Genomic DNA, 13,739 nt, shown 5'->3' on the forward strand with positions numbered 1-13,739 from the left:
TTCCTTTATATGCTGGTTACCATTCAAAATAGAGGCTTGGGAGTGGTAACCGGTATAAGATAATTTTAGTAGGCATATCTCAGTCTTAATTCATCTGGATACGGTGATAAATAGGCTTGTTTAGCTAAGTAATCTTTTGGGTGTTGCAACAAGTAGTGATTAATCAGCGTTAACGGTGCAACCAGTGGCACTAAACCATTACGATAAGCATCAATTTGTGCACATAATTCTTGTCTTTCGTTACTTTGTAAGTGCTTCGAAAAATACCCCTGAATATGAGCTAAGGTATTTGCATGTTTTTTGCGTGTTGCTTTAATGCTTAACGCAGCCATAAGCTCTGATATATATTGTTTAGCCATTTCTTCTAATGGTAAATCGGCTCTTGCCAATAACTGACCTAAACCTTTATAAGCAACTAAATCATGACTCATGACTGTATACTTATACTGACTGTGAAAAGTTGTTAGTTTATGCTTAGTTAAGCCTGACGCTTCAAGATTTTGCCAATGCTTATAAGCGTAAACTCGTGCGACAAAATTCTCTCGAATAAGCGGATCATTTAAACGACCATTTTCTTCACAAGGTAATAAAGGGTTAGCTGTCATAATTTCTCTAGCGAAAGCTCCGACCCCATCAGATACGAGCGCATTACCTTCAGGACTATAAACTTTTACACGCTCCATACCACAGCTTGGACTTTTTGCACAAAAAATATAACCACTTAGATCACTAGTCATAGTCGCTATTTTTTTCCCGTAAGCCACAAGAGCCTCGGTTACGTCGCCAGTTCCATCGGGTCTAGAAACACTAATCACATCATCTTTTTTGATTTGGCGTATTGTTGGTCTAGGTATCGGTAAACCAATAGCTACTTCTGGGCAATATGCTTTGTAGGTAACGTGTTGAGAAAATTCTTTTATACAAAAATTCGATGGTTTATTACTCGCATCAAAACGAACTTTTTCACCTATTAAGCAAGCACTTACGCCAATGTGTAGATCTTCTTTTGCAACTGTGTGAATCATGATGCGTTCCTTTTAATAAATAAATGCGCCAATTGGGTTAAGCAACTTATTGATGCCTTGTGTAAAGTGTAGCGCATCATTCGCTACTGTGTAGCATAAACACCCTTCTCTTGAAATCGGATGATGCTGATGAGAACCGTCAAGCATAATAAAGTCGCCTTTAACATACTTACCATTTGCATCTTCAAAGGAGCCTTCTAACAATAATGTTAACTCAAACCCTTTATGTGTATGTTCAGGTACTCCGCCGCCTGGCTGCATTTGTAATAAACTGGTATGAATTTCATTTTCATTCAACTGTATGCGCGAACGAGATAACTTACCAATATTAGCAGCTTTGCCTATAACCATATTATTTAAGGCTTTAGGTAACACATAAGTTTTATTATTAAAAACGACTGATTTTTCATCATTTTCTGGTGGTAAAAAGATAGCATCTGACTCAGTAATCGCTGCAATCATCTGATCCATATTTAAATCGTCATCAGCCAAGTGTTCCTGATAAGCGTCTTCAAAATTAACTTCTGCTACTTGGTCTGTTAATTGTGCTATTTGATGTCGACATTTCGGACACATCTCAGCATGAATAGCTATGCCAGCAGATAATGAAGCGGGTAATTCACCATTAACAAAAGATTGAATTAACTCAAATTTAGGGTGATGTTTAATCATGATGGTCTCCTAATTGTACTTTGAGTTTTGCTAATGCTAAACGCAAACGAGATTTTATCGTACCAAGTGGTAAGTTTAAATGAACAGCTAGTTGCTCTTGTGACATCTCCATAAAGTAAAAGCCTTTCACCACTTGTTGCTGTGCTTCTGGTAATTCATCAATAACCGTTAATAACTGTTTATTTTCAAGATGATCATCAAAAGACTCTTCTTCTGTTGCAATACTTTCGGCTATTGGCCAAATATCATCGCTTAATGTGTCTTCTTTATTCCCTTTAATTTTACGTAAAATATCAAAAGTGACATTACGCATAACGGTGTAAACCCATGTAGTGGCGGCTCCTTTATTTTTATCAAATAAGTGCGCTTTTCGCCAAACATTGCTCATGGTTTCTTGAACTACCTCACTTGCTTGGGTTTCATTAGGGAATTTACTACGCGCAATGCGCTGTATTTTTGGTGCAAAAAATTTAAACAAATGCGTAAATGCAATTTTGTCTCGCGAAGTAGCAACAGCATCAAGCCATTGACAAAGTTGAGGATGATCTATTTTTTCTGGCATCTGAGTAGATTTATCAGATGTCACATTACTTAGCAAGTGTGTTTGCATTGCTTTTATCACCAAGAGCTGCTTTAAAACTTATATACCTATACGGCTCCTAATTAATAAAGATCACTTAATCACAAATTTTTTTACTTACTTTTTTCTGCTTACTCAAAAGTGATTTACATTATTGCTATTCGTTAAAAATAATAGACTGCACAAACCCCTTTGCTTCCTCATAGCTATGACTGTGTACAAAAGAGGTTTTAATAGCTAAGTCGACCGGAATAAGCTCTAACCATCTTGCTACCACCCAATTAGCATTATGCGTGGCTTTTTCTACGTAAAGCTTATTGAGCATAGTATTACTATCAAAGACGTTATCTAGTGATTGTGACAAAGTATCTGTAGTGCTTTGTTCTATTTCTTGTGACCAATGTGATCTCTCAGATACCACCCCAAAGTGCAAATCATCCTCATCTTGGTCGCTCGATAAAATATTCACTAGCGACTTACATTGAACATCTATTTCTAAAATACCATCGTCACCTTGGTCAAAATTAATAATTTCAACCCAACTCCCCCAAAGAGTATCAGGCTCTTTTGGCTCCATAGTTTTTAAGTCAGGGTTTTCTGCCTTAGTATTAATTGCATCAGAGTCCTCTGATTCAATACTATTTAACCAGATAACAAAGCCTTGTTCTTGCGTTGCTATTTTTACCATTTTCAAATAACGTGGTTCAAAAATACGCAAACGAGTAATTCCACCTGGTAATATAAATACAGGTAATGGAAAAATAGGTAACCTTGTCTTTACCTTTTGCATAAGTAGTTCGCTCCTGTTGTTAAGCTATTAGATACGAAGCTATTAGATACGAATCAACACGACTAAATGATCACTTATCAATGCATTTACACTAAATAACCTGAGCTCGGTTTAATAAATTAAAACATCTTAAACCGAGTTCAAGTTAAATAAGTATTACCTTACTGACATGTTTTTTGCGAGAATTCTTTATCAAAAAACAAAGTAATTTCTGCGACATCAATACCAAATTTTGACATAGAGGTTTTATTCATTACTCGATATTTATCAATTTGATACATCCAATCATCCATACTGACTTGATACGTTTCATCATCAAGCTTTAGCAGCAAATCATACTTAAATTGAAAAGCAAAACCCTGATGTTTTCCAATAGCAATACCAGCAACATCTTCAGCTGTGCCGCGATAGCTGCCATCTTTTTGTTTAGTTAGCTGCCAATTACGAAAAGAAACCTCACCATCATTGAAATAAAACTTTTCAGCTAAGGTGCCTTTATTACCTTCCCACGTACCGATAATTTCAACACAAAAACGTCTTGTCACTTGTTGAGAATAATCTTGTACAGTGCCCCAAGCTATTACGTTACCGTTGAAGTATTGTTTAATATCAAAAGGTACCTCTGTTTCTTTATAATCCTGTAATGCCGTTGAACAGCTAGCAAGAAAAAAGGCGATAATCGAAATTAATACCATCTGAATAAGTTTATTCATCGATGTTTTCTCCTAATAATTCAGCCTTCAATTCAGGTTCACTGGTCTTTTCTGACAGCCATATGGCTAAAAATAGTTGACTAAACTCTGCTCGTTCAATAACGCCTACTTTGAGATTGTTAAAATAAAAGATAGATTTATTATCTTGAACCGACAACGCTAACTTATCGCCTGCATAAATATCAGGCCATATTGCTTTTAGTTTAGGTATAAACTGATTGTATTGAGCTTTTGAAAAACCTAAGTGTTGCCATTGTTCTATTGTGCGCTCAAGTAGGTCTGCTGCAGTAATATCTTTTAAATACTCTATTTCAAAAATCAGTTCTGCGGGTGGGTTTTCAGGTATATAGGAGCCTGACTTTGTATAAAGGGTACTATGGTAAATATCCCAAAATAAAAATGTAAACTTAGCATTACCCACTTCTGTAAAGCCAAGTTCTTTAAAGCCCGGTCCTGTAAAGTTCAGTTTGTTAAAGCTTTCAGCTGGTTTTTCTTCCTTAACATTTTGATTATTGTCAGCCTGAACTTCGAACAGTATAGAGATAAAGACCAACAATATTATTAGACCCGGTTTATACATTATTTGTCTCCTGAAAATAGAACATTTTCTTTAAATGAAAAAACAACACCATTAATATTGACCAGATAACAGCTAAGATAAAGTAAGTAGTCAAAACCTCGAATCCAAAAGTCATTGATGTTAACGATTCACCGGCGATATAACTTAGCGGTGGGAAGATAAAACCAACCATTAACTGGAATACTTTAGCTCGCGATAAAAACTGTAAGCTATGAGCAATAGTTGCGGCAAAGGCGATCCATAACATCATTAACCATAATGGAATAACTAACTGATCTTTAAATTGAAAAACATCAAAAAATAATAAGGCTGAATCAATAACAATACCTATTGTTGCAACAGAAATAATTAATTTAGCTTCTGCAGCTCGCTGTTTACAAAAATAAAAATGTAATCCTATCCATAAAATAACTATAGGAATAAAGCGATTTTCTAAAAGAATTAGCCCAAACCATGCAATGTTGAAACCGATAATATTAAGTAGCATATTAATAATAATTGTTAACTTTGTAGGTAATACGGTTGAAACTTGAATGTGGATTACTTATAGCCGACTTATTTACACCAGCAGACAAAGTAAGGCTAAAATTGGCGACTCAAAAAGTGATTAAAATTTTCGACTGTATAAGAGCCTGATACTTAAATTAGAATGCTTTTCAACTAATGGACTGTCCGTTATTTCAGAAGAAAACCAGGTATGCTGAAGGCTAAATTGAGTAAAACCACCTAAAAGAATAGGTGTGGAAATAGATAAACCAAGACCGGCGTTCATACCGCTCTTACCAGTATATTCAACTCTATTAGCATTAATTTCATCTTTACCTACACCATAATAATAATCGATATGATTACGGTCTAAATAACTCAATACCATGTTAGGCTCGACAAATAAAGGGCCAAATCTAAACGTATGTGCAATAGTAGAAGAAAGCTCAACACCATTTGAACGATTCAATACATCAAACATTGATGATAAGCCAACCTTCCAATTATTTTTTTGATACTTTAAGCCTATACCCGCATCCATAGATATTTTTCTATCGGCCATACCGGCAAAAATATAACTGTCATCTTCATCAAATCCCTGAAACCTTGGTGCAACTTGCACTAAGACGTTCAGATCAGCAACCTTCGCCACTTTGTAACTAACAAAAGGGCCGTAAACGTTTAGCTTTTCACCTCGGTAACCAATAATGGGTATTATTATATTTCGTCTGTTATAGCCTTTATATACCTCTTTACTTGTGCTTAAACCAAGGCCATATATAAAGCCGCTTCTATCAACAGGCTTTTGCGCGGCAGATGATAAAGAGACAACAAGTGCTAGGCATACAATAATTTTTTTGATCATGATTTCGTTATTCCTGCTAATAAATTAACCCTATTGTTTCAATATACGTTGTTTAGCGTATTTTAGATTTATTATCTGCCTATTTTTTAAGTGTTTAGTTTGTTTATCCGCTTAACTTCGCTTTATTTTTTAATATTTGTGAACTAATTTAAGTGGATGAGCGTATATCATGACTATAGCGGTTTTTATAATAAATAGCGCTTTATGACAAACAACACGGATAACAATCCTTAAGGACTTTACATGCGTATCTTTTTTATCTGCCTATTCACATTATTAACAGCAAGTTGTAGTAGTCATTATGCTAATCAATCCCAGGTAGGGGAAAAATTCCCTTCAATTACAGGAGAAAATCTTGAAGAACAGCAAGTGAATATTCCAAGTGACTTTAAAGGAGAAAAAACACTCTTACTTATTGGCTATAAACAAAATTCACAATTTGATATTGATAGATGGTTAATTGGCTTAGATATGACCTCAACAAAGGTTAATACTTATGAAATACCAACGATAACAGGCATGTTCCCGAGAATGTTTAGCACCATGATTGATAACGGTATGCGTGCCGGTATTCCAAAAGATTTATGGCAAGGTGTTATTACTGTTTATAGCGATGGAGAAAAGGTACAAGCTTTTACTGGCAACGAAAATCCCAATAGTGCCAGAGTCATTTTACTCGATGAAAATGGTATTATTTTGTACATGTACGATGACGGGTTTTCAGTTAGCGCGCTCAACCAAGTAAGAAGTTTTTTAACCAGTTCATAATTAAACTTACGTAATAACATTTGTCGAATAACACTTGCCAAATAACGCTTATTGAATAAAAAACATTCAATGAAGCTTGTAATATAAATGTAGCTGCAACACTTAACCAGTAGCATCGTTATAGCCTGTAGCCTGTAGCCACCCCAGTACAGGTTAAAAATAATCTAATAAGGTGATCTTATGAATGTTCTTATTACCGGTGGAACAGGGCTGATTGGTAAAGCCTTAATCAAAGTTTTACGCCAAAGCCATACCAATATCACCGTTCTCACTAGAAACTGCAGTAAAGCCGTAAAAACATTAGGCACTGATATTAATGTTATTGATGAGCTAAATCTTTCAACTATTGAGAATATAGATACAGTTATTAATTTAGCTGGCGAGCCTATTGCAAATAAACGATGGTCTGTTGAGCAAAAAAAACAGATATGTCAAAGCCGTTGGGATATTACAGAAAAATTATCTACCCTGATAAAAACAGCAAAAAATCCTCCGAGCCTTTTTATTTCAGGTAGTGCTATTGGCATATATGGCAGGCAAGGCAGTCTTTCTATTGATGAGGAGTTTACAGATTACCATCGAGAATTCACCTATGAAGTTTGCTCAAAGTGGGAAAATTTAGCGCTAGCCGCAAAATCAGAAAACACCCGTATTGCAATTTTACGAACAGGTATTGTGTTAGATAAACACGAAGGGGCAATTGCTAAAATGCTATTACCTTTTAAATTATGCTTAGGTGGGAAAATAAGTCACGGGCAACAAATGATGTCATGGATACATATTGACGATATGGTAGCGGCAATATTACATATTCAAAAGACACCTTCCCTTAAAGGTTTTATCAATATAACAGCTGAGCAGCCAGTGTCTAATAATGTATTCTCTCGTACTTTAGCAAAAACATTAAATAGGCCTTGTATGCTCACAACACCTGCCTTTATTTTAAAATTAATTTTTGGGGAAATGGCAGACTTATTACTCTTTGGACAAAATGTAAAACCGACTAAATTAAAAAACAGCGGCTTCCGCTTTACCTACCCAAGCATTGATAGCGCATTAAAAAATTTACTAACTAAAAAGTTATAACAATTGAGTAATATTAACGCTAATTGCTGTAACTTTTCTTTAACTAACTAATTGATTAATCTTTTGTTCATCGCTAATAAGCAGCCATTCTATTCAATCAATAACAACACGGTCATTTAGATAGCCATTTTGACATAAAAATGAAATATCACTGTAAAGTAACCGTCACATAAACATCATCTTATATTCATCATAACTACTTATGCTGTGTTATTTTTAAATAACACAGCATAAGGTCACAATGAAAATGATCAAACAAAGCTTATCGGTAATGATTGCTGGTATATTGTCTTCGACAACATACGCAGCGACAACTGATACACAGCTGAATAATACTTGGTATAAAGAAGCACAAACTAAACTTACCGAAAAATTACAGCAAGCAAGATCAACAAAAGCAAAAAATGTAATTCTATTTGTTGGTGATGGTATGGGCATTTCAACGCTAACCGCAGCGCGTATTTTAAAAGGGCAATTAGCAGGAAATTCAGGTGAAGAAGGTTATTTAAGTTTTGAAACCTTTCCTTATGCGGCATTAGTTAAAACTTATAATGTAGATGCACAAACACCAGACTCCGCCGGCACTATGACGGCAATGATAAGCGGCTTAAAAACCGATGCCGGTGTTTTGGGAGTCAATGAAGACATTATTCGTGGCAATTGTGCATCAGTAAAAGGCAACGAAGTTGTTACTGCATTAGAGTTAGCTGAAATAAAAGGTTTATCTACAGGCGTTATTTCAACAGCTCGTATAACCCATGCAACGCCAGCAGCAACCTACGCAAAGTCAGCAGATCGTAACTGGGAAGACATCTCAGATATGGACATTGAAAATAATGCTGAACGTGCAAATTGTGAAGACATTGCCTCACAACTGGTTAACTTTGAAAGCAACTTAGAAGCTCGATATACAGGTATTGATGTTGACGGTATTGATGTTGTTTTGGGTGGTGGTCGTCGTCATTTCTTACCAAAAGAGGCAATTTATAATAGTGCTGATGCTGCTAGCGATATAGAAGGCGATCGCACGGATGGTCGAGATTTAACAGCAGAATGGCGTGCCATGTACCCAAATGGTAAATATGTTATTGATCAAACAGGTTTCGATAGTATTGACCCTGAAACTACTGCCCGTGTTTTTGGTTTATTTAATGAATCTCATATGCAATACGAAGCAGATCGCAGTAATGATATTGCTGGCGAGCCAAGTCTTTCTCAAATGACTGAAAAAGCGATCAATATTCTTGATAATAACGATAAAGGTTATTTCTTAATGGTTGAGTCAGGACGAATTGATCATGGTCATCATGCCGGTAGTGCAAGCACGGCATTAACTGATGCTATTGAATTTTCAAATGCTGTTCAAGCCGCAATTGAAGCAACCAATGATGAAGAAACATTAATCATTGTTACCGCAGATCATAGCCATGTATTTACGATTGCTGGCTATCCAAAGCGTGGCAACCCTATTTTAGGTAAAGTGGTTGGCGTTGGTGAAACCAGTCCTTCAGAGGCTTTTGACGGTTTACCATACACCACATTAGGTTATAGCAATGGCCTAGGTTTTAGAGATTTAGGGGCGGAAACAGATGGAGACGCATCTTATACATCAGGGCCTGTTGCCGGTAGACAAGATATCACAGCAATTGATACGACAACGCCAGGCTATCACCAAGAAGTTATCGTGCCATTAGGCAGTGAAACACATGCTGGAGAAGATGTTGCTATTCATACATCAGGCCCGGGGGCACACCTTGTTCAAGGTTCAGTTGAACAAAGCGTTGTTTTTCATTTGATCAATCGTGCACTTGATTTAGTTGGTCAATAGGCCCTTAAGGATTTTATGATGAACAAATATACATTATCAACAATTGCAGCATCTTTAGTACTTATCTTATCCGCTTGTGCTGATGGCGATAACGGCGCTGATGGAATAAATGGCTATAGTGCCTTAATTGCACAAACAAAGTTACCAATCGGGAATGAGAATTGTAAAAGCAGTGGTGTACAAATTGACTCTGGTTTAGATGTTAACAATAATAACATTTTAGATAACACAGAAATAACAGCAACCGAATTTATCTGTGCGACCAATACAACTGAAGTAAACAGCAACGAGCTACTGACTAGTTTAAATAATCCTTGGTTTAAACAAGGTGCTGCCGAAATTGATGAAGCGACAAGTATTTGGAACAAAATAGATGCGCAATTAGCCGGTAACACTAACGTATCTATAACAAGCGCCTCGACAGCTGCTGAAATAACTGCGCTTAAAGGCTCGGCGAAAAATGTGATCTTATTTGTTGGTGACGGCATGGGGATTTCAACTATCACTGCTGCCCGTATCTTAGATGGTCAGAACAAAGGCATGACAGGCGAAGAAAATCAGCTAAGCTTTGATAAATTCCCCTTTTCAGGGCTAGCAAAAACTTACAATGTTGATGCACAAACCCCTGATTCAGCTGGCACGATGACAGCGATGATGTCTGGCATAAAAACTGATGCCGGTGTGCTAGGTGTGAATGAAGATGTTGTGCGTGGTAATTGCACTAGCACTAAAAATATAGAAATGATCACTGCCTTAGAGTTAGCTGAGATTGCTGGAAAATCTACCGGTATTATCTCTACTGCTCGTATTACTCATGCAACACCAGCGGCTACCTATGCAAAATCAGCAGAGCGTAATTGGGAAGATATATCCGATATGGATATAGATAACAATGCGGAGCGCGCCGGCTGCGAAGATATTGCATTACAATTAGTTAACTTTGAAGCCAACTTAGAAGCTCGATATGCTGGTGTAGATGTTGATGGTATTGAAGTAGTTATGGGTGGCGGTCGTCGTCATTTTTTACCTAAAGATGCTAGCTTCAATAGCATTGATGCTGTCAGCGCTATTGAGGGTGACCGTACTGATGGCCGTGATTTAACGGCTGAATGGCGAGCTCACTACACTAATGGTGCTTATATCGTTGACCAAGCCTCATTCGATGCCATCAATCCTGACACAACAACACGCGTATTTGGTTTATTTAACGAATCACATATGCAATATGAAGCTGGTCGTAGCAACGATATTGCAGGTGAACCAAGCTTGTCAGAGATGACAGCAAAAGCAATAGGTATTCTTGATAATAACGAAGAAGGCTTCTTCCTTACCGTTGAATCAGGCCGTATTGACCACGCTCATCACGCAGGTAATGCTTACAACGCATTAAACGACACCATTGAGTTTGCGAAAGCAGTACAAGCAGCAGTAGATGCAACCAGCCAAGAAGATACACTGATTATTGTTACTGCGGACCACAGTCATGTTTTTACCATTGCAGGTTACCCAAAGCGTGGCAATCCTATTTTAGGTAAAGTTGTTGGTATTGGTGAAACAGAAGCAAGCCTAGCATCTGACAATATGCCTTACACAACCGTCGGTTACACTAATGGTCTTGGTTATAGAAACTTAGGTACGGAAACAGATGCTGATGCGAGCTATCTTGCAGCGCCAGTAACGGGTCGAGTTGACTTAACAAGTGTTGATACAACCACTGCTGGCTTCCACCAAGAGTCACTCGTACCACTAGGTAGTGAAACACATGCTGGTGAAGATGTTGGCATTTTTGCCATAGGACCTGGTGCTAATTTAATTACCGGTACTAATGAGCAGAACTTCATATTTCATGTGATGGATTATGCCGCTAACCTTTCCGGCACATCAAAGTAGCCTAGCTGAGTTGAGCAAATTAAGTTAGATATCGATAAAGAGTGGGGCTAATGCCCTATTCTTTATTAGTTATACCAGTTTCATTAATTAGGTGAACAATTTTATACATAGAAAAAATTGACAAATACAAGGCATTTATTTCAATAACTCGTTGTGCTGATTATTAAATAAATAACGATGTAGTTGATGATTTTAGCAAGTAGAAATGATCACATAGCTAGTGAGATTGGTATGAATAAGCTAGCACTACGCTATCCAAGATTATGCTCACTGTCACTTCAACCTATCCTTACATTAACAAACTATTAAGATGAATCAGATGAGAACACTAATACTTATTGCAGTAATGGCCCTTCCGGCTTTCGTGTCAGCTAATGACGACTGCCAATCTACAACAATAATGGCGACATATAGCATTGAAGAAATAACCAAAGATCAGACATCACATAATAGAAATGAGCTAATACTATTACGAACTCAAAATTCTGCTTTCCACATTAGTAACAAGACAGTCGCAACACAATGGACAAAGCTACCCAAGAATAATATGAAAAAAACATCCTACTTTATTGATGACAAGCGTGCGATTGAATACGAAGCAACAAAGACAAACACTAATCAAGCCTGGGATCATCATGCGCAGCTATTGCATCCAAAATTTACAGAGCAAGCAACGCTTATCGAAAAAACAGGTGAAGGTTGTGAAAAATTAGAACATTATCAACAAAAAGAAAAAACAAAAACTGTTGATATATGGTGGTTTCCTGAAGAGAAGATAATGAAACGTATGACAAGTGTATCCGCAGATAAAACGATAAACTGGCAATTAACTGACGCTACGCATAACCAAAAAGTGATTCAACAACAATTGGATATACTATCATCTTATCAATCAACAGATTTTGCTGATATTGGTGACAATGAATCAGACCCATTTTTTAGAAAAATGATCAATCTAGGTTTTATTGAACATAGCGCTTCTGGATTTTATGACAGTAAAGGAAATTCATTACCTTCATCTCACCAACATTAGTATTATATCAATGTTGTTAAGTTTTAACTAGCCTACATTGGTTTTGCAGGCTAGTTAACATTCATTACTTAACGTAGGTGATAAAACTATCTGTTGAACGTCGAACTTTTTCTAAGTTAACTAGCCAATCGCCCTCTTCTTCGCGATAGCCCAAAGGAAGTAATAATACTGATTTTAAGTTACGCTCTTTAAGACCGAGTATTTCATCAACTTTTTCAGGTAAAAAACCTTCCATTGGCGTGCTGTCTACTTTCATTTCAGCCGCTGCAATTAACGCTGAGCCTAAACCGATATAAGCCTGACGTGCTGCATGTTCAAAGTTTGTTTGTGCATCACGTGCCGGATAAGTATTTAGTAACATTTGGCGGTAATCTTCCCAGCCTTGATTTTTGAATCCACGCTTTTCATTCACTAGATCAAACATAGTATTAATGCGTTCCGCGGTGTAATTGTCCCATGCGGCAAATACTAATAAGTGAGAGCAGTCTGTTACTTGCTGTTGACTCCATGCATGAGGCAAAATTTGTGCGCGTACTTCAGGGTTAGTTACCACAATAACGTCATAAGGCTGTAAACCACTAGAGCTAGCACTCAAACGAATAGACTCTAAAATAAAATCAACTTTTTCTTCGCTGACAGCTTTGCTCGGATTCATTTTTTTTGTGGCATAACGCCACTGCAGATTTTTTAATAACTCAGACATATATTTACTCTGTTAATAGTGATAGGTTTGAAATTGAGCTGATTAAGTATAATTTCAAGTACTAAGTATGATTTTGTGAATAACGGGTAACAATATTCAGCAAAAAGTCTCGCAAACAGAATACGACTCAAGGTATTACTTATCAAGTTGTAAATCTTGCATAAGCTAAGGATATAATTAATAAAGTTGATTATTCTTGAACATAGAAAATACCAAGCGATAATTTTGGGCGTATATAGATTTGTTTATGTTTATTCTGAAACTTGAGAAATAGAAATCAAAAGTGGTCGGTGATGCAAGATTCGAACTTGCGACTGAACTTGATAGCACCCAAACCAAAATTTGGCTAACGAGAAGTCAAAGTCAATAACGCTGTAAAATTAGTGTATATAGAGTTTAGCGTAAAGTTAAAAAGTGGTCGGTGATGCAAGATTCGAACTTGCGACTGAACTTGATAGTACCCAAACCAAAATTTGGCTAACGAGAAGTCAAAGTCAATAACGCTGTAGAATTAGTGTATATAGAGTTTAGCGTAAAGTTAAAAAGTGGTCGGTGATGCAAGATTCGAACTTGCGACTGAACTTGATAGCACCCAAACCAAAATTTGGCTAACGAGAAGTCAAAGTCAATAACGCTGTAGAATTAGTGTATATAGAGTTTAGCGTAAAGTTAAAAAGTGGTCGGTGATGCAAGATTCGAACTTGCGACTGAACTTGATAG

At 36.7% G+C, this 13,739-nt stretch carries 14 protein-coding genes; 5 read left to right on the forward strand and 9 right to left on the reverse strand.

All coding sequences use genetic code 11. The features are described from left to right. Nucleotides 1-65 precede the first annotated feature (65 nt). From Q4503_RS15800 to Q4503_RS15835, 8 genes are all read right to left on the reverse strand, one after another. Nucleotides 66-1,025: a DUF523 and DUF1722 domain-containing protein gene (locus Q4503_RS15800; protein WP_215973927.1), complete on the reverse strand. Its 960-nt coding sequence runs from the start codon at nucleotides 1,023-1,025 to the stop codon at nucleotides 66-68. A gap of 12 nt (nucleotides 1,026-1,037) precedes the next feature. After that, on the reverse strand, nucleotides 1,038-1,697 hold the full coding sequence (locus Q4503_RS15805; RefSeq protein ID WP_215973928.1) for a ChrR family anti-sigma-E factor: 660 nt from the start codon (nucleotides 1,695-1,697) through the stop codon (nucleotides 1,038-1,040). Next, nucleotides 1,690-2,307, reverse strand: a complete 618-nt coding sequence (locus Q4503_RS15810; protein WP_215973929.1) for a sigma-70 family RNA polymerase sigma factor — start codon at nucleotides 2,305-2,307, stop codon at nucleotides 1,690-1,692. Before Q4503_RS15810 ends, Q4503_RS15805 begins: the two co-directional genes overlap by 8 nt. Before the next feature lie 127 nt (nucleotides 2,308-2,434). Beyond that, nucleotides 2,435-3,067 carry an LON peptidase substrate-binding domain-containing protein gene (locus tag Q4503_RS15815; protein WP_215973930.1) on the reverse strand — a complete coding sequence of 211 codons (633 nt, stop codon included), beginning with the start codon at nucleotides 3,065-3,067 and terminating at the stop codon, nucleotides 2,435-2,437. A gap of 161 nt (nucleotides 3,068-3,228) precedes the next feature. Further along, entirely contained in the window at nucleotides 3,229-3,780 is a 552-nt protein-coding gene (locus Q4503_RS15820; protein WP_215973931.1) for a DUF3833 domain-containing protein, read from the reverse strand. Then, the gene (locus Q4503_RS15825) at nucleotides 3,773-4,360 is read right to left on the reverse strand and encodes a chalcone isomerase family protein (protein ID WP_215973932.1); all 588 of its coding nucleotides are present in this window, start codon (nucleotides 4,358-4,360) and stop codon (nucleotides 3,773-3,775) included. The genes Q4503_RS15820 and Q4503_RS15825 overlap by 8 nt, the downstream gene beginning before the upstream one ends. Beyond that, on the reverse strand, nucleotides 4,353-4,847 hold the full coding sequence (locus tag Q4503_RS15830) for a DUF2878 domain-containing protein (RefSeq protein WP_215973933.1): 495 nt from the start codon (nucleotides 4,845-4,847) through the stop codon (nucleotides 4,353-4,355). Before Q4503_RS15830 ends, Q4503_RS15825 begins: the two co-directional genes overlap by 8 nt. 120 nt (nucleotides 4,848-4,967) lie before the next feature. Further along, nucleotides 4,968-5,711, reverse strand: coding sequence for a MipA/OmpV family protein (locus Q4503_RS15835; RefSeq protein ID WP_252727610.1), 744 nt, complete (start codon nucleotides 5,709-5,711; stop codon nucleotides 4,968-4,970). A 243-nt stretch (nucleotides 5,712-5,954) separates the two neighbouring features. Between Q4503_RS15835 and Q4503_RS15840 the strand changes: the two genes are divergently transcribed. The 5 genes from Q4503_RS15840 (at nucleotide 5,955) to Q4503_RS15860 (ending at nucleotide 12,316) form a co-directional block, all read left to right on the forward strand. Continuing rightward, entirely contained in the window at nucleotides 5,955-6,479 is a 525-nt protein-coding gene (locus Q4503_RS15840) for a hypothetical protein (RefSeq protein ID WP_215973934.1), read from the forward strand. Nucleotides 6,480-6,659: 180 nt separating this feature from the next. Next, nucleotides 6,660-7,565 carry a TIGR01777 family oxidoreductase gene (locus tag Q4503_RS15845; protein WP_215973935.1) on the forward strand — a complete coding sequence of 302 codons (906 nt, stop codon included), beginning with the start codon at nucleotides 6,660-6,662 and terminating at the stop codon, nucleotides 7,563-7,565. 241 nt (nucleotides 7,566-7,806) lie between these two features. Continuing rightward, complete coding sequence (locus tag Q4503_RS15850) at nucleotides 7,807-9,393, forward strand: alkaline phosphatase (RefSeq protein ID WP_215973936.1); 1,587 nt, start codon at nucleotides 7,807-7,809, stop codon at nucleotides 9,391-9,393. Between the two features lie 18 nt (nucleotides 9,394-9,411). Next, entirely contained in the window at nucleotides 9,412-11,283 is a 1,872-nt protein-coding gene (locus tag Q4503_RS15855) for an alkaline phosphatase (protein WP_303602839.1), read from the forward strand. Nucleotides 11,284-11,602: 319 nt separating this feature from the next. Beyond that, nucleotides 11,603-12,316, forward strand: coding sequence for a hypothetical protein (locus Q4503_RS15860; protein WP_215973938.1), 714 nt, complete (start codon nucleotides 11,603-11,605; stop codon nucleotides 12,314-12,316). Nucleotides 12,317-12,380: 64 nt separating this feature from the next. On the opposite strand, the gene Q4503_RS15865 is transcribed toward Q4503_RS15860, so the two are convergent. Then, nucleotides 12,381-13,019: an NAD(P)H-dependent oxidoreductase gene (locus tag Q4503_RS15865; RefSeq protein ID WP_159821887.1), complete on the reverse strand. Its 639-nt coding sequence runs from the start codon at nucleotides 13,017-13,019 to the stop codon at nucleotides 12,381-12,383. Between the last annotated feature and the right edge of the window lie 720 nt (nucleotides 13,020-13,739).

Origin of the sequence: Colwellia sp. 6_MG-2023 (genome assembly GCF_030547765.1) — a bacterium.
Lineage (GTDB): Bacteria > Pseudomonadota > Gammaproteobacteria > Enterobacterales > Alteromonadaceae > Colwellia.